Annotated in this window: 23 protein-coding genes; 19 read left to right on the forward strand and 4 right to left on the reverse strand. The window is 47.4% G+C overall.

Annotated features, from left to right (window positions below; all coding sequences use genetic code 11):
* Positions 1-728: 728 nt before the first annotated feature.
* Entirely contained in the window at positions 729-965 is a 237-nt protein-coding gene (locus EGV91_RS10840) for a YneF family protein (RefSeq protein WP_135503629.1), read from the forward strand.
* An 82-nt stretch (positions 966-1,047) separates the two neighbouring features.
* On the opposite strand, the gene EGV91_RS10845 is transcribed toward EGV91_RS10840, so the two are convergent.
* Positions 1,048-1,992, reverse strand: a complete 945-nt coding sequence (locus tag EGV91_RS10845; RefSeq protein WP_135503631.1) for an alpha/beta hydrolase — start codon at positions 1,990-1,992, stop codon at positions 1,048-1,050.
* Positions 1,993-2,004: 12 nt separating this feature from the next.
* Entirely contained in the window at positions 2,005-2,904 is a 900-nt protein-coding gene (locus EGV91_RS10850) for a hydroxymethylglutaryl-CoA lyase (protein ID WP_135503633.1), read from the reverse strand.
* A 55-nt stretch (positions 2,905-2,959) separates the two neighbouring features.
* Between EGV91_RS10850 and EGV91_RS10855 the strand changes: the two genes are divergently transcribed.
* The 9 genes from EGV91_RS10855 to EGV91_RS10895 all read left to right on the forward strand — a co-directional run bounded on the left by EGV91_RS10855 (position 2,960) and on the right by EGV91_RS10895 (position 11,031).
* Positions 2,960-4,168 (forward strand): acetyl-CoA C-acetyltransferase, encoded by a 1,209-nt coding sequence (locus EGV91_RS10855; RefSeq protein ID WP_135503635.1) that lies wholly within the window; start codon positions 2,960-2,962, stop codon positions 4,166-4,168.
* A 12-nt stretch (positions 4,169-4,180) separates the two neighbouring features.
* Positions 4,181-4,390, forward strand: coding sequence for a YqkE family protein (locus EGV91_RS10860; protein WP_135503637.1), 210 nt, complete (start codon positions 4,181-4,183; stop codon positions 4,388-4,390).
* Positions 4,391-4,591: 201 nt separating this feature from the next.
* Positions 4,592-5,032: an NUDIX hydrolase gene (locus EGV91_RS10865; RefSeq protein ID WP_241666173.1), complete on the forward strand. Its 441-nt coding sequence runs from the start codon at positions 4,592-4,594 to the stop codon at positions 5,030-5,032.
* Between the two features lie 183 nt (positions 5,033-5,215).
* A complete protein-coding gene (locus EGV91_RS10870) occupies positions 5,216-5,728 on the forward strand; it encodes a sigma-70 family RNA polymerase sigma factor (protein ID WP_135503721.1) in 513 nt (170 codons plus the stop codon).
* Positions 5,729-6,685 (forward strand): hypothetical protein, encoded by a 957-nt coding sequence (locus EGV91_RS17265; RefSeq protein WP_206662868.1) that lies wholly within the window; start codon positions 5,729-5,731, stop codon positions 6,683-6,685.
* Positions 6,686-6,842: 157 nt separating this feature from the next.
* Positions 6,843-7,403, forward strand: a complete 561-nt coding sequence (locus EGV91_RS10880; protein WP_135503640.1) for a copper resistance CopC family protein — start codon at positions 6,843-6,845, stop codon at positions 7,401-7,403.
* 100 nt (positions 7,404-7,503) lie between these two features.
* Positions 7,504-8,514: a potassium channel family protein gene (locus EGV91_RS10885; RefSeq protein WP_158290604.1), complete on the forward strand. Its 1,011-nt coding sequence runs from the start codon at positions 7,504-7,506 to the stop codon at positions 8,512-8,514.
* A gap of 315 nt (positions 8,515-8,829) precedes the next feature.
* Positions 8,830-9,501, forward strand: a complete 672-nt coding sequence (locus EGV91_RS10890; RefSeq protein ID WP_135503644.1) for a 5'-methylthioadenosine/S-adenosylhomocysteine nucleosidase family protein — start codon at positions 8,830-8,832, stop codon at positions 9,499-9,501.
* Between the two features lie 273 nt (positions 9,502-9,774).
* Positions 9,775-11,031, forward strand: coding sequence for an ATP-binding protein (locus EGV91_RS10895; RefSeq protein WP_135503646.1), 1,257 nt, complete (start codon positions 9,775-9,777; stop codon positions 11,029-11,031).
* 57 nt (positions 11,032-11,088) lie between these two features.
* Here EGV91_RS10895 and EGV91_RS10900 read toward each other — a convergent pair whose 3' ends face one another.
* Complete coding sequence (locus tag EGV91_RS10900; protein WP_135503648.1) at positions 11,089-12,417, reverse strand: TrkH family potassium uptake protein; 1,329 nt, start codon at positions 12,415-12,417, stop codon at positions 11,089-11,091.
* A 242-nt stretch (positions 12,418-12,659) separates the two neighbouring features.
* Between EGV91_RS10900 and EGV91_RS10905 the strand changes: the two genes are divergently transcribed.
* The 5 genes from EGV91_RS10905 to EGV91_RS10925 all read left to right on the forward strand — a co-directional run bounded on the left by EGV91_RS10905 (position 12,660) and on the right by EGV91_RS10925 (position 17,587).
* Complete coding sequence (locus EGV91_RS10905) at positions 12,660-13,595, forward strand: NADP-dependent oxidoreductase (RefSeq protein WP_135503650.1); 936 nt, start codon at positions 12,660-12,662, stop codon at positions 13,593-13,595.
* 115 nt (positions 13,596-13,710) lie between these two features.
* A complete protein-coding gene (gene ytvA, locus EGV91_RS10910) occupies positions 13,711-14,487 on the forward strand; it encodes a YtvA family blue-light photoreceptor (RefSeq protein WP_135503652.1) in 777 nt (258 codons plus the stop codon).
* A gap of 164 nt (positions 14,488-14,651) precedes the next feature.
* Positions 14,652-15,467, forward strand: a complete 816-nt coding sequence (locus tag EGV91_RS10915; protein ID WP_135503654.1) for an SDR family NAD(P)-dependent oxidoreductase — start codon at positions 14,652-14,654, stop codon at positions 15,465-15,467.
* A gap of 1 nt (position 15,468) precedes the next feature.
* Positions 15,469-17,133, forward strand: coding sequence for an AMP-binding protein (locus tag EGV91_RS10920; protein WP_135503656.1), 1,665 nt, complete (start codon positions 15,469-15,471; stop codon positions 17,131-17,133).
* Positions 17,033-17,587, forward strand: a complete 555-nt coding sequence (locus EGV91_RS10925; RefSeq protein WP_135503658.1) for a maltose acetyltransferase domain-containing protein — start codon at positions 17,033-17,035, stop codon at positions 17,585-17,587. The genes EGV91_RS10920 and EGV91_RS10925 overlap by 101 nt, the downstream gene beginning before the upstream one ends.
* Before the next feature lie 4 nt (positions 17,588-17,591).
* On the opposite strand, the gene EGV91_RS10930 is transcribed toward EGV91_RS10925, so the two are convergent.
* Positions 17,592-17,939, reverse strand: a complete 348-nt coding sequence (locus EGV91_RS10930) for a rhodanese-like domain-containing protein (protein ID WP_135503725.1) — start codon at positions 17,937-17,939, stop codon at positions 17,592-17,594.
* A gap of 227 nt (positions 17,940-18,166) precedes the next feature.
* On the opposite strand from EGV91_RS10930, the gene EGV91_RS10935 reads away from it, so the two are divergent.
* From EGV91_RS10935 to arsA, 4 genes are read left to right on the forward strand one after another with little or no spacing between them, the layout of a single operon-like run.
* A complete protein-coding gene (locus EGV91_RS10935) occupies positions 18,167-18,514 on the forward strand; it encodes an ArsR/SmtB family transcription factor (protein WP_135503727.1) in 348 nt (115 codons plus the stop codon).
* 28 nt (positions 18,515-18,542) lie between these two features.
* On the forward strand, positions 18,543-18,962 hold the full coding sequence (gene arsC, locus EGV91_RS10940) for an arsenate reductase (thioredoxin) (protein ID WP_135503660.1): 420 nt from the start codon (positions 18,543-18,545) through the stop codon (positions 18,960-18,962).
* 53 nt (positions 18,963-19,015) lie between these two features.
* Complete coding sequence (gene arsD, locus EGV91_RS10945; RefSeq protein WP_135503729.1) at positions 19,016-19,375, forward strand: arsenite efflux transporter metallochaperone ArsD; 360 nt, start codon at positions 19,016-19,018, stop codon at positions 19,373-19,375.
* An 11-nt stretch (positions 19,376-19,386) separates the two neighbouring features.
* Positions 19,387-21,156, forward strand: coding sequence for an arsenical pump-driving ATPase (gene arsA, locus EGV91_RS10950; protein ID WP_135503662.1), 1,770 nt, complete (start codon positions 19,387-19,389; stop codon positions 21,154-21,156).

Here is a 21,156-nt window from a genome sequence, read left to right on the forward strand (position 1 = left end):
ACGACCGTTTTGGTGCAAGCGCACCTGGCGACCGCATCATGAAAGAATTCGGCTTCACTCCTGAAAACGTAGTAGCAAAAGTCAAAGCTCTACTAGGCTAATAAATATGAATAGCAAAAGACGGAAACAGAACTTGTTTCCGTCTTTTTTAATTTAAAGTATTTATAGCTTTTTATTGCGCTTCAACGCACTTTCATGTCTCGAAGCTAGCGAAGCGATGCAGAGACAGGCGGACGCGTTCCGCGGTCCTGGCTTCAGTCTCCGCCTTCCGCTTCATTCAAAGATATTTTTTTATAACAAGTTATTTCTTTTACTGAAGAATACAAAAGATTTACTTTCTGCAGTTTCTTTCGAGTTCTCCAGATATGAAGCAAAACAGCGGAGAAAACCGTACTGCTCCTGCAGTGCTGCGCACTTCGTCGCAAAGACATGGCCTCGCTAGCTTCGGCCAATGTCTTGCCTGCGGGAAAGCGAGACAGCCGAGACCCCGCAGGGAGCGAAGCGACTGAGGAGGCTTGGTGCTCGCCCGCGGCAAGCGTAGCTGTTTTGCGGAATATCGGATTAAAGCTAGATAAATTATAAATTACACTTCTCTAACAACATTCGTACATTTATTAGAATCTGTTTCTGCCTAATATTATTTCGTGTCTATAGTCACATCCGGAAATATATAGTATAATCCATTGTGGTGCACTACTTATTTATGCAACACGAAGGGGGTAACAAGAATGGATACATGGATCTGGATCGTAATCGTTATCGTCGCTTTAATCGCGGGTGTTGCGCTTGGATTTTTCATCGCACGTCAATACATGATGAAGTATTTGAAAGACAATCCACCGATTAACGAAGATATGCTGCGTATCATGATGATGCAAATGGGACAAAAACCGTCTCAGAAAAAAATCAATCAAATGATGCAACAAATGAATAAAGCATCAACTAAACCACCAACTAAAAAATAAGAAGCGCTCCCTGAGTGCTTTTTTCATGACATTAGGTAAATACATCAAAAAACGCCAGCCCTTTAAGGGTTGGCGTTTTTCGTTATACTTTTTCTTCTATAGCCGGTTCAAGCAATGCGTGCTCCCGCAAAAACTGGGCGACGGTTTCTTCGTACTCTTTCGGATGCAAGTTGAAGGATTGCGCATGCGCCCCTTCTTCGAACAGCTTCAGCGCTTTCCGGCCCGGTTTCAGGTCGTGCATTTCCATCGTCATCTGCGGCAGTACGAAATCATCCGGCAAGCTGTGGATGAATAAAACCGGGTTCATGATTTTTTTAACCGCTTCCCGCGGAGTCACGGTACTGATCAGGTAGCCGTCGCGCAGCCGCATGAAAAACGAGGCGAGTTTCAATGCCAGCGGCGTGCGGAGGCGGGTGGTGGTGCGCATGACGTGCAGCACTTGTTCCGAAATGTCGGAGTAGGCACAGTCCGATACGTAAAAATCGGCATCGTCCTGCATGCCTGCATACAGCAGCGTGGTCGCGGCGCCCATCGATTCGCCGTGGATGCCGAATGTGAGCCCTGGACCGACGTGGAGTTTCAATGCTTCAACGACTGCTTTCAGGTCGAATTTTTCATAATGGCCAAAACTTGTTGTTTTGCCGCCGGAATCGCCGTGGCGCCGGTGGTCGTAGACGACCGAGTTAAAGCCGAGTGCTTCAAACATGCGGGCATATTTGAATGAGTTGACTTTCGATTCGGTGACGCCGTGGCAAATGACAGCATAGCGTTTTGTGGCATGGGGTTCCAGGAAGATGGCTTTTACTTGGTAGCCATTTTGGGACTCAATCCATTGTTCGCTTTTTGGCACATTGGCGTACCACACTTCATCGTAGCGTTTGGCAGAGGTTTCACGCTCCAGTATCAAGTTTTCGTCTTTTTTCTTTACATACATCAACCTATTGCTTGCGGCGATGCCGAAAGCGGCTGTCGCCAAAGTAAATGCGCTTGAGACAACTGCGGAAACTTGAAGGATGCGTCTTCTCATTGCCAAAACCCCTTATTTCTTATTTTTGTACAGGCGGTACATGCCGGTATCCACAGGGTTTGAAACATGCGGCTCGATATTGGCAACTGCTTCACATAAAAGATCCAAATCGATGCCGGTGTCGATGCCCATGCGGTGAAGCATATTGACGATGTCTTCGGTTGCGGCATTGCCTGTCGCACCTGGTGCAAATGGGCAGCCCCCAAGTCCGCCGGCTGATGCGTCAAAACGGTCGACGCCTGCTTGCAGCGACGCGAAAATATTGGCGAGCGCCATTTTGCGCGTGTCATGGAAATGTGCAGTCATGAGCACGTCCGGAAATTCCGTTTTCAAGCGATGGAATAATTCATAGCTTTCCACCGGATTCGCCATGCCGATTGTATCGGCGACGCTCAATTCATCGACACCCCAGTCGACGAATTGGCGGCAAAGTGCGACGGTTTTCTCCGGATCGACTGCGCCTTCAAACGGGCAGTAGAACGCGGTAGAGATGCAGGCGCGGACAAAAATGCCTTCTTCCTTCAATTTTAGGATGAGCGGCTCCAGAGCAGCCATGCTTTCGGACGTAGATTTATTGATATTTTTTTTATTGAATGAATCCGATACACCCACAAAAACGGCCAATGCTTTAGCTCCGGACTCAAGGGCCAACGAAATCCCTTTCTCGTTCGGCGTCAAAACGAATTGGCGGCCGGTTTTCTCCACGTTCGCCAAAATCTCTTTGGCGTCCGCCATTTGCGGCACCCATTTCGGCGACACGAACGAAGTCAGCTCCATTTCCTGGATGCCGGCTCTTTGCAGGCCTTCGATAAATTCGAGCTTGGATTCGGTTGAAACGATTTTTCCTTCGTTTTGCAGGCCGTCCCGAGGGCCGACCTCGATTATCGTGGCTTTATTTGGTAAACTGAACATAGTATCCCTCCCAATACCATTGTATCCAGGAGTAGGAGAAAAGAGCAACTTGCAAATGACCAACAAGGGGGAAATCATTTTGTCACAAGAAATCGTAATTGTAAGCGCTGTCCGTACAGCGGTAGGTTCGTTCCAGGGGGCGTTGAAAGATGTGCCAGCTACCCAATTGGGCGCGATTGTCATCAAAGAGGCTGTAAAGCGTGCTGGCTTGAAGCCTGAGCAAGTATCAGAAGTGATCATGGGCAATGTGCTGCAGGCAGGCCTCGGGCAAAACCCAGCTCGGCAAGCAGCGATCCAGTCGGGATTGCCGGAAACGGTGCCAGCGATGACGATCAATAAAGTCTGCGGTTCTGGCTTAAAAGCCATCCATTTGGCGTACCAGGCGATTTACGCAGGGGATGCGGATATTGTTGTGGCAGGCGGCATGGAAAACATGAGCTTGGCGCCTTACCTGATGCCGAAAGCACGCACGGGCTATCGCATGGGCGATCAGACCATTGTCGACAGCATGGTCCATGATGGGCTGACTTGTGCGTTCAATAATTACCATATGGGCATCACCGCTGAAAACTTGTGCGACCGCTACGATATTTCGAGAGAAGAGCAAGATGAGTTTTCAGCTCGTTCACAAGCGCGTGCAGCGGCGGCAATCGACGCGGGCCGTTTTGAAGATGAAATCGTGCCTGTGGAGATTCCACAGCGCAAAGGTGATCCGATCGTCTTTAAAGAAGATGAATACGTAAAACGTGATTCGACGGCTGAGAAACTCGGCAAATTGCGTCCGGCATTCAAGAAAGACGGCAGCGTCACTGCGGGCAATGCATCCGGCATCAACGACGGGGCTGCTGCAGTAATTGTCATGTCGAAAGCGAAAGCGGAAGAAATGGGCTTGACGCCGCTTGCTACGATTGTCGCTAACGGCCATGCAGGCGTTGACCCGGCGGTAATGGGCATCGGACCGGTACAAGCTGTGAAGAACGTCTTGAAAAAAGCGGATATGAACATCGGTGACATCGAATTGATCGAAGCGAACGAAGCATTCGCTGCGCAGTCGATTGCGGTTGACCGAGAATTGCAATTCAACCACGATATTTTGAACGTCAACGGCGGCGCAATTGCGCTTGGCCATCCGATCGGTGCCAGCGGCGCGCGCGTTTTCGTTTCACTTCTGCATGAGATGCAGAAGCGCGATGCGAAAACAGGCCTCGCGACATTGTGCATCGGCGGCGGCCAAGGTGTTGCGACGATCGTCAAACGTCCATAAGGAGGAACAGCCATGGGCAAGAAAAAAGAGCAGGCCGACAGCATGTTGCCACAGGATACGATGGCAAAATTGCTGGCAGCTAAAAAAGAGCTGGTCAAAGAAGAACAGCAGCGTGCAGAAGAAAAGCACGCGCAGGAATTGTTTGAACGCAAAGAAAGAGAGAAGAATTTGTCGTTCGCTGAATTGCTGGAGCGCCACGGCGACAAAGGCAATAAATTCTAAATAAATACCCTACAGCAAGCCAAAGCCCCGCAAACGACGAGAACCATTTCGTTTGCGGGGCTTTTTATTTCAATGATTTAAATCAATAAGGAAATTATTGTATATTATTACAAGGCGAACTGATAAAATATGATCTATATACATACATAAACAGAGAAATACGCTGATGGCATTTAAATGATTTTGATGGGAGAGGATAAAATGTTCGCAAAAGAGCAGGAAACCGAAGGGCAATGGATGCCGCCGAAGCATATTGTTTCAGCAGCTGCAATTGTCCTGAACGAGCAAGGGGAATTATTGTTGATCAAAGGCCCGAGAAGAGGCTGGGAAATGCCGGGCGGCCAAGTCGAAGAAGGGGAATCGTTGGAAGCGGCGGCCATCCGGGAAACGAAAGAGGAAACCGGCATTGATATTAAAGCGCTTAAGTTCTGCGGCATATTCCAAAATGTCAGCGGTTCGATATGCAACACCTTGTTTTTAGCGGAACATGCTGGCGGAGAACTTGCCACTTCCGCTGAAAGCCTTGAAGCGGGATATTTTCCATTAAAGGAAGCGTTAGAAATGGTAGTATGGAAGAATTTCCGCCAACGTATCGAGTATTGCCTGGCTGAAAGCACCCATCCTTTTTATGTGGAATTTTAATTTTACATAATACTGCACTGGTAAACTAATTGTTTTTGATCCACGGGTCATTAAAACCAGCAGCAATTGCGCTAATCGCAATTGCTGCTCTTTGCTGCTTTATTAACTTTTTAAAAATTTTTAAGGCCAAATATCATTTCATTCAGTCTAATAAGTAACGGTTTGCAAAAAGGGGGGTTTCCAATTCTGCAATTAATCAAGAAAGCGCAAAAAAGGGACGATGCAGCTTTTTTAACGCTCTTCCAAATTTACGAAAAAGACATTTACCGGATGGCTTATATTTATGTGAAAAATGAAGAAGACGCCTTGGATATCGTTCAGGAAGTCGCTTACCGCTCTTTTAGCAATATAAAGGCATTGAAAAATCCTGAGTTCTTTAAAACGTGGCTGCTGAAAATTACTATCAACTGCGCCATCACTTTTCTGGAAAAGAACAAAAACAGGAGCACCCCGGCAATGGAAAACAAAGGGGATGTCTTTTTGGAAAGCGAGGACCTTCCAATGGCCCTGACATTGAAGGGCTTGATTGACAACTTAGCGGCTGAAGAAAAAACTGTGGTCATGCTGCGCTTTTACAAAAATCACACATTCAAAGAAATTGCGGAGCTATTGGAAATCCCATTAGGCACTGCAAAGTCTATTCTCTATAGAGCGTTGCATAAGCTTCGGACTGAGTTTGAGAAAGGAATGGTGTAAGTGGACAATAAAATCCGGCAACAAATGGACGACATTAAAATTCCCGAAAACTTGCATACAAAGAGCCGGTTAGGTGTGGCAGCGGCTCAGTCTGAAATCCAAGCACGCAAAAAGAAGAGAACGAAAAAAGGTCTTTCTGCAGCGGCAGGCATTCTTATGATGATTGGGGGGATTTCCTTTGCAAGCTTTTTGAATTTCGAAAATGCCGCAGTGGAAAAACAGGCGGAATCCGTAAAGGAGCAGGCAATTGTTGAAATTCCGGCAATTGAAATTCCAGAAGAAGATCCGTATGGGCTCGTCATGGCATTGATTGTTTACAACGGAAAACTGTACACGCGGGGTGAAACTGAAATTGGATCGGAAGATGGGAGCCTTCTGCGTGGAGAAAAACTCGGTGCCACAAAGGACAGCATAACTGAAGGGAAAAGCCAGATAACATATGCAAAACAGTTTGCTTCGTCAATCGGCAGTGTGGATGTCTATGAGGTCAAAGGCTATGACAGCGCATTCCGCCTGATGACATATGATAGGTCTGATGATGGCTATGCGGCTCATTTTTATGAAAACTTGAATGGCATTTCAGTGGCCAATGGAGAGGATTTTTTCAGCAAGCTAAAACTGAAAGGCAATGCCGTTTCGGCGGAATACAGAGGATTCACTGATATGGATCGAGATGAAGATAATTTCCAGACAATGGACGGCGGGAAGGCGCTTGACTCCTTTATCCGAAACCTGGATGAAACTGTGCCATACTTGGACGCAAAGCACAAAGACCCTATGGATCAGCAAACCATAAAGGACGATGACTTTAGAGAAGTGGCTATCCATTTAAAAGATGGATCTGAGGTCAACTTGAGGCTAGTGACAGGCGGCTATATCTATTATGGTAATATAGGGCTGTTTTTCAAAATGGATGAAGAAAAGTTTTCCGAATTCTGGAGTCTTTTGCAAACGTAGCCCAATTATAGCTATGTCCTGAATCCAACAACGTACAGAACCGATTTTCTCCGCATCCCTGCCTTACTTTCTAAAACTCTACCAATAAACCAGTAATCTAAAATCAGATTTCATGCGTTAGCTAGGTAGATGAAAATGAAAGTTGAGGAGATATACGATGAAAAAAATCTTTGCCGCATTCATATTGCTTATTCTTGCTGGGCCGCTTTCTGCTCAAGCGCATACCGGGCTGTCTTCTTCAAATCCTGCAGAGGGTGAAAAGATATCAGCGCCGTTGGAAGAAATCACGTTGATTTTCGAAACGCAAATTGAAGCTGGTAGCACAATGGTTTTAACAGGTGCTGGTCAAACGTTCACATTGGATGAAATCATGGTTTCCGGCGATACACTCCAAGGCAAGTTGGCAGAAAAGGATTTGCCGAACGGGGCTTATGCGATTCAATGGACCATCATCGGAGCGGATGGCCATCCGATTAAAGGCGAAGTCGGGTTTGAAGTGGCAATGGAAATCGATTCATCTAAAGAAGCTGCCGAAGAAAGTTTGGTTGAAGAAGATATTCCAGTGGTAACTGAAACACCAATGGAGGAAACTGCAAATTCTGAAACGGCTGCGCAGCCGGATTCAAGCGAAGGAAGCATGATGAGCACGATTCTGATCTCAATCCTAGCCATAGCAATCGCCGGAATCGCTTATAAAGTTTTTAAAATGAAGAAATAGCATCAGGCACAAAAGAGCATGGAATTTCAGCATGAAAACAGCTAGACTTAGTTTATGGCAGTATGCAAAACGGGTCTGAGGTGGAAAGATGTTTGAAATCATGCGGAAAATCATAAAAATAAATACAGCAAAGCTTGTCTTGTTCTCTTTCATTTTTTATGTGGCGAGTGCGTTTATTGTCTACCTATTGGAACCCGATAATTTCAAGAATCCGTTTATCGCGTTTTGGTGGGTCATGACAACCGTGACAACAATCGGTTACGGGGACTATGTGCCACGAACCATTCCGGGGATGATTTATGGTATCTTTCTGTATCTATTCGGCATCGGATTAATCGGGATTATCCTCGGAAAAATTGTTGATTTCTTTACTTATTACGGGAGGCTTAAGATGGAAGGGAAACTGGATTATACGGGAAAAGACCATTTTTTGATTATCGGCTGGTCAAAAAGTGTGCAGCAGACGATTGAAGAAATTTTGCTGAGCCGTGACGTTACATCGGATGTCGTTCTCATTGATTCTTTGAAAGAAGCACCTTTCAAGCATGAGCGTTTCCATTATATTCAAGGGGATCCGACAGATAAGAAAATTCTTCGCAAAGCGGGAATCGACAAGACACGTTCGGTTTCCATCTTTGCATCCGGCAATCACAGCGATGTGCTGATGGATGGGAAAACATTGCTGGTTGCGTCCTCTATTGAGCGGTACGCAGTAGAAAATGAAGTCAATATCTACACAATCGCGGAAATCGTCAACCAAAACCATGTCAACATGTTCATGCATGCCGGGGTCAACGAATTCGTGTTGTCCAATGAAGGATTCCCGCACCTAATGGCTAAAGCTCTGTTAAATCATGGGTCGACCCGCTTGTTCATGGAATTGCTAAACCATACTTATGGGGAAAACATCTGGGAGATCAAGCCTTCGGTGTCCTGGAAAACCTATCGCGACGCTTTTGACTCACTGCGTGAAAGAGGAGCAAATCTGATTGCTGAAGGCTCGGACTTCAGCATTGTCAGAAGGCTGGATGAGGTTATTCCTCCTGATGCGAGGCTTTACATCATTACCGACCAAAAAACATACGATACCCTTGATGTGGAGAAACTATAGGAAAACACTTCCGCAAAAGATCGTCCTTGGCGAATAAAGGGTTCTCCATTGGAATACGAAATAGAAAAAGCAAGCTAATTCGGATATGAGTTAGCTTGTTTTTTTCGAAATAGGATAAGACGAGGGCTAGTTCAACTAAATAATTAGGGTAAAATTTAGCTGTTTGTATTCGACAAGTGCAGCATGTGAAAAAGTGCAAACATATTAATAAGCAATTATTGATGGACAGAGTAAAGAAGGAAAGGATGAAAATAGAATGCAAACCATGTATAGACCTTCAGTAAAGACAAATTATAATTGATGGGTGATAAATCGATGATTGGAATAAGTATAGCAACAGAGTGGGAATATGGAGCGTCACTGGAATATTTCGGCATAAAAGACCATGAACGTTTCGGTTATCCTTACGGCGAGTATTTCAAAAGAACAATTGAGGGTGCCGAACTTGTATTTTATCAAACAGGCGCAAGAAAAGTGAATGGTGTCGGCGGTAATCAGTATATGATGTCTAAATTCAATTTGACTAAAGTAATCGTTGCCGGAACTTGCGCAGGAATAGACGATCAGTTCAGCAATTTAGACATTTTCGTACCTGATAAAGCCGTTCAATACGATTGCACCGTAAAAGAAATCGAGCCGTTGATTAAACAATCCTTCATTGTCGATATTGATTTATCGAAATATGGAAATGATTTTTATACTGGAACAATCGGCACCGCTGATAAAGCCGTGGTGATGTGGAAGGATTATTTGGAGCTTATCGAAAACAACATCACAATCGCCGATACAGAAGCGGGCTCCATTGCTTATATTTGCAAAAAGAACGATGTCGAATGCATCATCATCAAAGGGATATCCGATTTTCCGACAGACGAAAGCAACGCCGATCCCGTCGAATCGAACCTGGAACAAATCAATGTCTATTTAGAAAACACCCCCAAAGTTATGAACAAAATATTTGGCGAATATTTAACAAGATTTATTTGAAACATGGTGTTGAAACAAAAAGGTGCGATTAAAAAAGAATTAAGCCTTGTTTAATTGCAGTTAATAAAAATGATAAAGGCACTGCGATATGCAGTGCCTTTTCGTATGAGAATTTATATTCGATTCTCTAAGTTTTTAACTTTCTTTACTCTAAAAGAAAACCCGGACCTTGGAGAAGCATTTCTTTGTTCTAACTTAAAAACGGAATTTTCATTTAAATTTCACTTAAGCGCTTTAAAGTAAGGATATACATAAAAGACGGGGTGGTGCCACATGAAAAAAATATTGATTCTTGGAGCTTATACCCACATGATCGATGTAGTGAAAACTGCGAAAAACATGGGGTTTTATACGATAATTGCAGACCGCGAACCCGCAGCACCCGCGAAAGCTTTTGCCGATAAAGCATATGATATCAGCACCGGCGACCTCAATCGTTTAGCGAAGATGGCAACGGAAGAAAAAATCGACGGAGTCATCAATGCGTTTGATGACTTTAATACATGGCAGGCGCAGGCATTATGTGAACGCCTTGGCTTGCCGTATTACGCGACAAAAGAGCAGCTGGAAATCTGTTCGGACAAAGCCCGTTTCAAAAATCATTGCAGAAAATTCAATGTGCCCGTAATCGAAGAATATGATGTCGACGCGTTACTCCGCGGCGAAGGGAATGCAGAAAGCTTCCCTGTTATCGTCAAACCGGTTGATAGCTATGCAAGCCAAGGAATTACGGTATGCCATTCGCTCCAGGAGCTGGAGCAGGGGTATCAAAAAGCGCAGGAGCGCTCAAAAACCGGGACCGTAATTGTTGAGCGGTTCATTGATAATTCGCATGGCGTTGAAATGTATTATACAGTGAAAAACGGAAACATCGTCTTAACAGCCATGACAGACCGATACGTCCACAAAGTGGCCGACGGTTCTCCTCCGCTGCCGACCGAGACACGTTTCCCTTCCGAGCACTTGAATCATTATGTGGGTGAACTGGATGGCAAAGTCAGGGACATGATCCGAGGAATGGGCATCGATAATGGGTTGCTTTTTATCCAATCGCTTTATGACAACGGCGAGTTTTACCTGTATGAAATGGGTTTCCGTCTGAGCGGTGAACAGCATTACCAAATCATAGAAAAGCAAACGGGCATTAACCTATTGGAAATGATGCTGGACTTCCAGACTGGTGGAGATCTGGCTGCCTATCCGGTCGAACGCTTTGACAATGGCTACACGAAGTTTTCTGCCTGCAATTTGGCGCTCCTTTTGAATGCTGGGCAGATTGAGAAAATCGTCGGCCTGGAAAGCATACTGGAAATGCCAGGGGTCCTGTCTTTTGTCCAGTTGAAAAAAGAAGGGGACCAAGTCGAAGCTATAGGGAATTACGGCCAAATGCTCGGCAGGTTCAATATCGTCTGCAAAGACGAAAAAGAATTGAACGAGCTTCTAAATGAAATTTACCGGACTATCAAAGTCTTGTCGACGGATGGACCGGACTTGATCGAAGGCAGACGTGCCCCAGTGCCGGAATGCTAAACAGCCAAATAAAGCAGTAAAGAGAAAAAATCCTTGCAGATAGCTGCAAGGATTTTTTCAACCTGTGAAGACTTGGTCGTAAGGGTAGCGGAAGTTCTCTTTTTTCGGTTTGAGCAATAGGAAAAACAAAGTCAGCGGACCGATGCGGCCGATGAACATCAAGACACTTAAAATCAGCTCACCCAAATCGCTTAATTGCCCGGTGACGCCCATCGATAAGCCGACCGTCCCAAAGGCGGAAACGACTTCAAATGCCAAAGGCAGGAATGGCAGCGATTCAGATATCGTCAGAAGGAAAATGAAAATCCACACCGTCAAAATCGAGATTGTGGTGATGGCGAGTGACCGGATCGTTATTTCCATGCGGATCGAGCGGCCGAAAATCTCAGGCTCCCTTTGCGAGCGGAGAAACGCCAGCGTAGACAGCACGACGACGATGAACGTCGTGAGCTTGATGCCGGACGCAGTGGACGCGCTGCCCCCGCCGATGAACATCAGAATCATCGTCAGCAAAAGGGTCGGATCTTCCATGACACTATAATCGACCACGTTAAAGCCTGCAGTCCTTGGTGTGACAGCCGTAAAATAAGCGGCTGAGATTTTATTGCCCAAGGACATGGCACCAATTGTCGCTTTGTTATTGTATTCAAGGACAAGAACCATGATTGTCGCTGCTAAATTGATCAATATCGTACCCGACACCATCAATTTGGTATGCAGTGACCAGCGCTGGAACGATTTATGCTGATATAGGTCGAGGACGACCGTAAAACCGATCCCGCCGACGATAAACAGGCTGGACAGCAGGAACAGCGCAAAAGGCTGATCTTGGACGCCGATTAAATTATCGGGAAAAAGAGAAAAGCCAGCGTTATTAAAAGCGGAAATGACATGGAAAATACTCAAATGCAATGCTTTGCTGAAGCCGTATTCCGGCATCCAGTAAAAGGTGAGAATTGTAATCCCGATTGCTTCAACGATAAAAGCGAAAATAATGATCGACTTCGCCAATTTGATGATGCCGCCAACCGTGTTTTGTGAAAAAGCCTCCCGCAAATAAAGCCGGTTTTGAAAACCGATTTTTTTGCGGAACATGATGAGGACCGCGACTGCAAAAGTCATCAAACCGATGCCTCCGAACTGAATCAACACGAGCAGCACGGCCTCGCCGAAAGCGGTCAACACCGTTCCGGGATCAAAGACGCTCAAGCCCGTCACAGTCGTAGCGGAAGTTGCAACAAAAATCGCATCGGTCCAAGAAATCGGCTCTGTGGTAGCAATCGGCAATTTCAGCAGGATTGTCCCGATGAGGATCAACAACAGAAAGCTGCCGGAAATCAATAACGGCGGTGGAATTTTGATTCTTTTTTTGGTAATCGTCAGCACAATGGACACTTCCTTAAGTGGTGGAACTTTTTGCTCAGAGCGTAGCCGGTCAGGAGGAAAAATCGGATTTGGATAAGGATTAAATTACGCTCAATTGATAGCGTTGTCAACTGCCATTTTTTAGAACCCGTTGTCACCAGCCTAGTCGAAAAAGAATAAAGGAAGAAAGCCGCCGGTGTCGTATTAAATACCATAGCGGAGGAAAATCGGAAATGTGTGAGACATTGAAAGGGGCGGGTACAATGAAAGCCATCATTATTGAAGCATACGGCGATATCGAGCAATTCAAAGAAGCCGATTTGCCGGAGCCGGAAATTACAGAACAAGAAGTTTTAGTGGAAGTCCATGCAGTGGCAGTTAACCCGATTGATTGGAAAATTAGAGCTGGCTACCTGCAGGATTATCTGCCTTTTGACATGCCGATTGTTTTCGGATGGGACGTGTCAGGAGTTGTGAAAAAGGTCGGGGCGCAGGTCACGGATTTCAGCGTTGGTGATGGAGTGCTAGCACGGGCAGATTTGAAAAAGCCAGGCGCTTTTGCGGAAATGATAGCGATTGAAGAGGCACAGCTGGTGAAAAAACCGGAAAATCTGCCATTTGAAGAAGCCGCTGCAATTCCGCTTGCGGGAATGACGGCTTGGCAAATGCTTTTTGATAAGGTGAACCTGACCTCCGGTGAAACCGTGCTGATCCATGGGGGAGCTGGGGGAATCGGCATATTTGCGGTTCAGCTTGCTAAACGTGCGGGTGCCAAAGTGATTGCGACCGCCAGCAGCCGCAACAAGGATTTCCTTTTGGCATTGGGAGCGGATCGGTTCATCGACTACCAGAAAGAGGATTTTCAAAAGCTTGTCCATGGAGCTGATGCCGTTTTGGATCTCATAGGAGGTGATGTCTTGGAGCGGAGCTATAAAGTTTTGAAACGGGGTGGCAGGCTCGTTTCTGTCGCTGGACAGCCAAATCAAGAAGAGGCAAAGAAAATGGGCATCACAGCAAGCTATCTGAACAGCAAGATCAAAATCGATCAATTGGAAGAACTGGCTGGCTTAGCCTCTGCAGGAGAACTGAAGATTGTATTGGCGGATGTTTTGCCCTTTACGCTCGACGGGGTGCGGCAAGCACATGCATTGAGCGAAACCCGCCATGCACGCGGGAAAATCATCGTCAAAGTGAAATGACATCGAACAGGCTGTTCCAGTCCTGCCGCTTAATTTTGGCGCTGGATCGGCCATTTATGCTATTATATATTTTATGTAAACTGATAGTTGAAATTATGAAAGATAGAGGTGTTCAATGAAAAACCTTGACCTCGAGAAACAAGTGAAACTGATGGAAGCGATGCTAGACGGCAGCCGAGTTGCGACAATCGTGACCGATCCATCGCAAGAGGACAATCCTGTAATCTACACAAACAAAACCTTTGAACAGATGACTGGCTATTCACGCGAAGAAGTGCTGGGACGCAATTGCCGATTTTTGCAAGGGGCTGACACAGCACCAGAAGCCAAAGAGAAAATCCGCAAAGCGGTCCGCCAAGAAGAAGAATTGATCGTCACGTTGAAAAACTACCGGAAAGACGGCACCGAATTTTGGAATCGCCTGTTCATTAAACCGGTGGATATCGATGGCGCATTGTATTTCATCGGCACGCAGACGGATATCAGTTTGGAACGTTCCCAATTCGAAGAACTTCAGGCGAGCCAGGCGGAAATCGAGGAATTGATGCTGCCGATTTTGTCGATCCAGGAAAAAATCGCGACGGTCGCGCTCGTCGGCACGATGAGCATTCATCGTTTTGACTTGCTGAAAGTGAAAGTGTGCGAATACGTCCGGGAAAACAGAATCGAAAATGTACTTATCGATATCACGGGCCTGTCCTGGGAAGATTCAGTGCCGCTCTTAGGGTTTGTCCAGATCCGGGACGCGCTAAGAATCATGGGCAGTGAATTGTGCATCACCGGCATTTCGCCGAAAGCAGCGCTGGAGTTGGTCATGCAGGAAGATCGTGCAGAAAAACTCACCACTTATCCAACAATCCAAAAAGCGCTTGAAACCGTCGGCAGACGTTGATCGCTTAACGCCAATAAAGTCCAGCAGCAGAGCATCCGCTTCTGCTGCTTTTTTATTGCAAAAAATTGGCTGGGCACGCTGGGTTTCCATGGTAAACTGAAAATAGAGATAATTTGTCATTTTATGGATTGATCGGTTTCCAATAACGGAAAAGGATGAAGCGGATGAAAAAAAACATCATTCTTGAAAAGATCATGTTCAAAACCAATCGGTTCTATTTGAAAAAAATGCAGCAAGAATGTGCTGGGAAAACCATCTTGATCACCGGCGCAAGTTCGGGCATCGGCGAGCAGCTGGCTTTTCTGCTGGGCCAGGTCGACTGCCGGTTGATTCTAGTGGCAAGGCGGACAGAAAAGTTGTACGCGATGAAGGCGGAAATTGAAGGCATGAAAGCGGCGGTGGAAGTATTTTCTGCCGATCTGCGAGTGGACCGGGAGCTTGGTTCTTTCCTGGACTTTGTACATAAGATTGGAAAGCTCGACATTATCATCAGCAATGCCGGAAAATCCATCCATCGACCCATTTTCCAATCATTCGGCCGCGACCATGATTTTACGCGGACGATGGCGATCAATTATTTCGCCCCCGTAAGGCTTATCATGTCCTTGCTTCCGCTTTTGAAGCAAAGCGGGGGCCATATCGTCAACGTCTCGAGCATCAATGCGTTGATGACGCCGATGCCGCATTGGGCCGCATACCAAGCCTCGAAATCGGCGTTTGATGCATGGTTCCGCTCAGCTGCGCCTGAACTGAACAGCAACGGCATCGCAGCATCAACGGTTTACTTACCGCTGGTGAGGACCCCGATGATCGAACCGACTGCTGCATACCGAACGGTACCGGCCATGGAAGCGCATCAGGCGGCTCGGTTGATCGGCAGTATTTTGTACAGCAAGAAACGCACGTGGCGGCCTTGGTGGCTCTGGCCGGTGCAGGCTGCATCAATTTTTGTCCATCAATTGCCGGAAAGGCGGAATTAGCATGGCTGTTTGGCGATTGCTTCAAATCATGTATAAACTGGATTACTTGAACTTCACGGGTGTCTTCAACCTGCTCCGGATTATTAAAAAAGACGGCATCAATGCCATGCTATTATTGCGAATGGCCGAACAAAGGCGCGGTGCAGAGACCGCATTAATCGACAGCAGCGCAGACTTGTCGTATGAGGAATTGCTGTCAGGCAGCGAAAAGCTGGCACAGCTCCTGGCAACGGATTGTGGGGCGTCAGAACACACGAAAACGGCCTTTTTATGCTGCAACCACGCCGTATTTGTGCAGGCGCTTTTTGCGGCGTCGCAAACTGGCACCACCATTTACCTGTTGAATCCGGGGATGAGCCAATACCAATTCGATGCCATCGCGGCTGTACATCATTTCGATTTAATCGTTTTCGATGAAGCGTTTGAACGTTTAGTAAGGCAATCGCCGCATCACAAACAGATGGTACAATGTACCGGAAGCAGCAAAACTTCACTTAGCCAATTAATGCGACATATGGATTGTCCGACAGTCCGTCCCAAACGTTCATCGCGCAGTAAAATCGTGCTGCTGACAGGGGGCACGACCGGGAAGCCGAAAGAAGCGGAACACAAACCTTCGCTAGTCAATTTCCTGAATCCATTCGCTGCGTTATTGGATGAACTGGATTTGCGCAGCTGCCGCTCAGTTTATATCGCCTCTCCGATTTATTATGGCTACGGCATCGCTTTTTTGTTTTCGGTGCTGGCGCTAGGAAAAACAGCGGTGATCCAGGAACGATTTGACGCCAGGCAGTCCTGCATATTAATCCGTGACCACCAAATCGAAGCGGTTTCGGCTGTGCCGCTGATGATTGAAAAAATGCTCAGCCACAATGCGGCGGATCTTCTTTCCTTGAAATGCATCGCTTCCGGCGGTGCCAAGCTGAATCCAGGACTGATCGAAAAGACAAAGGCGGAATTGGGCGATGTCCTCTATAATTTATATGGTACGTCTGAAGCTGGACTGAATATTATCGCCTCACCAAAAGACTTGAACCGCGATCCCCGCATCGCCGGCAAAGCGATCAGAGGTGCGAACTTGAGAATCATGGATAATGGACAAGAGGCGGCTGCCGGCCAAATCGGTCCGTTATGCGTCCGAAACGGCTGGTTGATGAGGGGCAAGAACAATACGTGGATTGCAACCGGTGATTTGGCGTGGAAAGACGAGAAAGGGTTTTATTATTTAAGCGGCCGTGAAGATGATATGGTGGTTTCGGCAGGCGTGAACATTTACCCGGTCGAAATTGAAGGGGCGCTAGCTTGCCATCCGCTCATCATGGAAGCGGCAGTTATAGGAGTGGACAATACAACTTACGGGCAGATTTTAAAAGCATTCGTAAAGACGGCTCCGTCGGCCCATTTGACCGAAGAAATGGTGCTGGATTGGCTCAAGCCTCGTTTGGCAAAGGTCCAGCTGCCGCGGACTGTCACTTTTGTCAGCGAGCTTCCATATACGGCACTCGGCAAACCCGATAAAAAGAAATTGTTCAATTACCCACTGGAACGAAAGGACGGGATCATCGATGAAAACAGAACTGGAAAAAATGCTGGCGGGGGAAATGTACGATCCGACAGACCCGGAACTGACAGCGCTTCACCGGAAAGCTCGCCAAGCCACTGCTGAATTCAATCAGGAAATGGTCGAAGACCGCAGCCCAGTGCTGAAAAACCTGTTCGGCAAAACGGGCGAGCTGTTCCACATCCGGCCGCCGTTTTATTGCGATTACGGCAGCAACATCTACGTCGGTGAGAATTTTTTCGCGAATTACGATTGCGTCATCCTCGATGTCTGCAACGTCATCATCGGCGACAATTGCATGATGGCCCCCAAAGTCAGCATTTACACAGCGACGCATCCACTCGAAGCGGCCGCACGGAACTCCGGACGTGAATTCGGCAAGCCGGTGACAATCGGCGACAATGTCTGGCTTGGCGGAAATGCCGTCATCGGGCCCGGGATCACCATCGGCAATAATGTCGTGGTCGCTGCCGGCGCGGTCGTCGTAAAAGACGTACCCGATAACGTCGTTGTCGGCGGCAATCCGGCGCGCATCCTGAAAGAAATCGACAACGGCTGAGCGTTCACTTTTCAACCGGCAGCTTTTCCTTGCGCCAGCGGTCCATGCCGCCTTCCAGCTGGTAATGGTCAGTAAAGCCGTTCTGCTGAAGTGTGTGGGCGGCAGCCTGGCTGCGGTGGCCGGTTTTGCAGATCAAGATGACCGGCGTGATCGGGATGATTTTCTGGGCGGCTTTCGATTCACTGCCAAGCGGAAAATGCCTGGCTCCCTTAATATGCCCTTTTTTGAATTCGATCGCTGTGCGGACGTCGACGATCACCGGTTTGGGGTATTTCTCCATCCGGTAAAGCAATTCCTGCGGCGATAGGTTTTTCAAAAAACGCGGCTGGCGGAATAAATTCAGTAAGTTCATCACAAGCACAACTCCTCTCAAAAAGCTTTTTTCTTTGATTATAACGGCGTGCATGTATAGGTGAAAGACTTGACTGCAAGAAAGGGTTCCGAGGGTGAACTCTTTTTTTATTGTACAAAACCAAGAAATCATTTGGACATATAAGCATATGCTGATATGCTGTTAGAGAAAATGGAATTACATACAACGATTCGAGTAACCGGCAAAGGAGGGGAACAATCATGGCAATGAAAGTGAAAGAACTGGAAATCGAAAAAACCGGCATGGTCCTGAAATTGCTCGGCGACAAAACACGGTTGTCGATGGTGAAGCTGCTGGAGAACAACGAATGCTGCGTCTGTGAATTCGTCGAAATCTTTCATATCAGCCAATCCGCCATCAGCCAGCATCTCCGCAAACTGCGGGATGTGGGGCTCGTGAAGGAAAACCGGAGAGGGCAGTGGATCTTTTATTCATTGAACACTTCCAGTGAGATGTATGAGCTCGTCTTGAACGTCCTGGCATTTGTTCCAGACCAAAACAGCCACCTCAAAGAACTCGAAAAGCAAGGGCTCCGCATCAATTGTTCGATCTAAAACTACTGACAGAATAGGGGATTTTCCAATGACACAAAAAACATTATATTTTCTATGCACAGGCAATTCATGCCGCAGCCAAATGGCTGAAGGCTGGGGGAAACAGATTCTTGGCGACGAATGGCGCGTCCTGAGCGCAGGAATTGAAGCGCATGGCTTGAACCCGAACGCCGTCAAAGCGATGAACGAAGTCGGAATCGATATTTCAAACCAAACTTCCGATGTCATCGACACGGACATCTTGAACAATGCAGATTTTGTTGTCACGCTATGCGGCGACGCAGCAGACAAATGCCCGATGACGCCTCCGCATGTGAAACGCGACCATTGGGGCTTTGAAGATCCAGCGAAAGCGCAAGGGACGGACGAAGAAAAATGGGCTGTGTTCCAGCGTGTACGCGACGACATCGGTGCACGCATTCAGAAATTCGCTGACACCGGTGAATAAATTCGAAAAGAACCTGAAGCAATGGACATCCTAAGCTGAAAGAGGTGGCAATGATGAACAAAATAGAAATTTACGATCCCGCGATGTGCTGCTCAACAGGCGTCTGCGGACCAAGTGTGGACCCAGAACTGACGCGGTTAGCATCAGCAGTTTATTCACTCGAGAAAAAAGGCTTTGATATCAAGCGCTTCAACTTAGCGAACGAACCGGCTGCATTTGTCGAAAATGCATTAGTCAACCAGGCCTTGGTAGATAAAGGACCAGAAGCGTTGCCAATGGTGCTGTTGAATGGCGAAATCGTCAGAGTCGCATCTTACCCGACAAATGATGAATTCGCGCAATGGTTCGGCATTACACCCGAGCAATTGCAGGAAAAACCGAAAGTGAAACAATCCATCAAGTTTTCAATCTAAGGAGGAGTTTCATGTATCCGCTATTCAATCCGAAACATGTTGAACTGACTCCTTTCCTGTTTTTTACCGGCAAAGGGGGCGTCGGCAAAACGTCCGTGGCCTGTGCCACCGCTGTTGCACTCGCTGACCGGGGAAAGAAGGTGCTGCTGGTCAGTACCGATCCCGCTTCGAACTTGCAGGATGTGCTGAGTGTGGAATTAACGGGCGAACCCATCGAAATTCCGGCAATCGCCAATTTGTCGGCAGCGAATATCGATCCGGAAGCGGCCGCGAAAAGCTACCGTGAAAAAACGGTCGGCCCGTACCGCGGCAAATTGCCGGATGCGGTGCTTGCGACGATGGAAGAGCAGTTGTCAGGTGCTTGTACGGTGGAAATTGCGGCGTTTGACGAGTTTTCACGACTGCTGTCAGACGAAGCGGTGCTCGAACAATACGACCATGTTGTATTTGATACAGCACCGACCGGACACACACTCCGGCTGTTGCAATTGCCATCAGCGTGGAGCGGTTTTCTGGATACCAGTACACATGGTGCATCTTGCCTCGGGCCGCTTGCCGGACTGGAAGGCAAAAAGGAAATGTATGCAAAAGCGGTTGCTGCGCTATCGGATTTTAACAAGACGACATTGCTGCTTGTTGCCCGGCCGGATACTTCTTCTTTGAATGAAGCAGCGCGAGCTGCCCATGAATTGAAAGAAATCGGCGTCGAAAACCAGCTCTTGATTGTCAACGGCGTTCTCCAAACGCGGCATCCGGAAGACGTTGTTTCCAGCGCGTTCTATGACCGGCAGCGCCGCGCATTGAAAGATGCGCCAACCGCTTTAAAGCAAGTTATGACGTACGCATTGCCATTCGTAGCGTATTCATTGACCGGAGCAGACAACCTGCGCCATCTATTCAGCTTTTACAGCATAACAACAGCTGCAGCAGCGAATACGGCAGAAACGGCAGAAATGCCCGGACTGGACCGCGTCATCGCTGATTTCGAGGCCAATAACACCCGCGTCATCTTCACGATGGGCAAAGGCGGAGTAGGTAAAACGACAGTGGCGTCCGCCATTGCTGTAGGGCTTGCCGAAAGGGGCCATCGCGTCCATTTGACGACAACCGATCCTGCTGACCATTTAGGCTACACATTCGGCGGTGGAAAAGGCAATGAGCGCTTGTCCATCAGCCGCATTGATCCGGCGGTGGAAGTAGCGAATTACAAAACGGAAGTTCTCAAAGATGCCGGCGACGGCCTGACCGAAGAAGAGCTTGCTTATCTGAAAGAAGACATGGAATCGCCATGCACCGAAGAAATCGCCTTGTTCAAGGCGTTTGCCACAGTCGTCGACAAAGCGGATGACGAAATCGTCGTCATCGACACTGCCCCGACTGGACATACCTTGTTATTGCTCGATTCAACCGAAGCGTACCACAAGGAAATGAGCCGTTCGGCGGGAGACGTGCCAGACAGCGTGAAAAAGCTGCTGCCGCGTCTGCGCAATCCGAAGGAAACCGGCGTCGTCATCGTCACATTGGCGGAAGCGACACCCGTGCTGGAAGCGGCACGTTTGCAGGAAGATTTAAAACGGGCACAAATCGATCCGAAATGGTGGATCATCAATCAAAGCCTTTATGCCGCTAAAACCGAAGATCCAGTATTAAGAGGGCGAGCCGCTTCTGAAAAACAGTGGATTCAAAAAGTAGTGGATGAGCTTGCAGCCAAGTACGCTGTGATTCCGTGGCTTGCTGAAGAAAAAATCGGCTATGATAAACTAAAGGAATTCAGCAACTAA

The organism is Planococcus koreensis (assembly GCF_004761975.1).
GTDB lineage: Bacteria > Bacillota > Bacilli > Bacillales_A > Planococcaceae > Planococcus > Planococcus koreensis.

What these genes read in the sequence shown, in the direction of transcription:
- EGV91_RS10920 (WP_135503656.1), top strand. Translation starts at nt 15,469, where the DNA reads ATGGCTGTTTGGCGATTGCTTCAAATCATGTATAAACTGGATTACTTG.
- arsD (WP_135503729.1), top strand. Translation starts at nt 19,016, where the DNA reads ATGAACAAAATAGAAATTTACGATCCCGCGATGTGCTGCTCAACAGGC.
- EGV91_RS10925 (WP_135503658.1), top strand. Translation starts at nt 17,033, where the DNA reads ATGAAAACAGAACTGGAAAAAATGCTGGCGGGGGAAATGTACGATCCG.
- EGV91_RS10880 (WP_135503640.1), top strand. Translation starts at nt 6,843, where the DNA reads ATGAAAAAAATCTTTGCCGCATTCATATTGCTTATTCTTGCTGGGCCG.
- EGV91_RS10890 (WP_135503644.1), top strand. Translation starts at nt 8,830, where the DNA reads ATGATTGGAATAAGTATAGCAACAGAGTGGGAATATGGAGCGTCACTG.
- EGV91_RS10845 (WP_135503631.1), bottom strand. Translation starts at nt 1,992, where the DNA reads ATGAGAAGACGCATCCTTCAAGTTTCCGCAGTTGTCTCAAGCGCATTT.
- EGV91_RS10895 (WP_135503646.1), top strand. Translation starts at nt 9,775, where the DNA reads ATGAAAAAAATATTGATTCTTGGAGCTTATACCCACATGATCGATGTA.
- EGV91_RS10865 (WP_241666173.1), top strand. Translation starts at nt 4,592, where the DNA reads ATGTTCGCAAAAGAGCAGGAAACCGAAGGGCAATGGATGCCGCCGAAG.
- EGV91_RS10935 (WP_135503727.1), top strand. Translation starts at nt 18,167, where the DNA reads ATGAAAGTGAAAGAACTGGAAATCGAAAAAACCGGCATGGTCCTGAAA.
- EGV91_RS10840 (WP_135503629.1), top strand. Translation starts at nt 729, where the DNA reads ATGGATACATGGATCTGGATCGTAATCGTTATCGTCGCTTTAATCGCG.
- EGV91_RS10850 (WP_135503633.1), bottom strand. Translation starts at nt 2,904, where the DNA reads ATGTTCAGTTTACCAAATAAAGCCACGATAATCGAGGTCGGCCCTCGG.
- arsA (WP_135503662.1), top strand. Translation starts at nt 19,387, where the DNA reads ATGTATCCGCTATTCAATCCGAAACATGTTGAACTGACTCCTTTCCTG.
- EGV91_RS10905 (WP_135503650.1), top strand. Translation starts at nt 12,660, where the DNA reads ATGAAAGCCATCATTATTGAAGCATACGGCGATATCGAGCAATTCAAA.
- arsC (WP_135503660.1), top strand. Translation starts at nt 18,543, where the DNA reads ATGACACAAAAAACATTATATTTTCTATGCACAGGCAATTCATGCCGC.
- EGV91_RS10930 (WP_135503725.1), bottom strand. Translation starts at nt 17,939, where the DNA reads ATGAACTTACTGAATTTATTCCGCCAGCCGCGTTTTTTGAAAAACCTA.
- EGV91_RS10915 (WP_135503654.1), top strand. Translation starts at nt 14,652, where the DNA reads ATGAAAAAAAACATCATTCTTGAAAAGATCATGTTCAAAACCAATCGG.
- EGV91_RS10885 (WP_158290604.1), top strand. Translation starts at nt 7,504, where the DNA reads ATGCGGAAAATCATAAAAATAAATACAGCAAAGCTTGTCTTGTTCTCT.
- EGV91_RS10860 (WP_135503637.1), top strand. Translation starts at nt 4,181, where the DNA reads ATGGGCAAGAAAAAAGAGCAGGCCGACAGCATGTTGCCACAGGATACG.
- EGV91_RS10855 (WP_135503635.1), top strand. Translation starts at nt 2,960, where the DNA reads ATGACCAACAAGGGGGAAATCATTTTGTCACAAGAAATCGTAATTGTA.
- ytvA (WP_135503652.1), top strand. Translation starts at nt 13,711, where the DNA reads ATGAAAAACCTTGACCTCGAGAAACAAGTGAAACTGATGGAAGCGATG.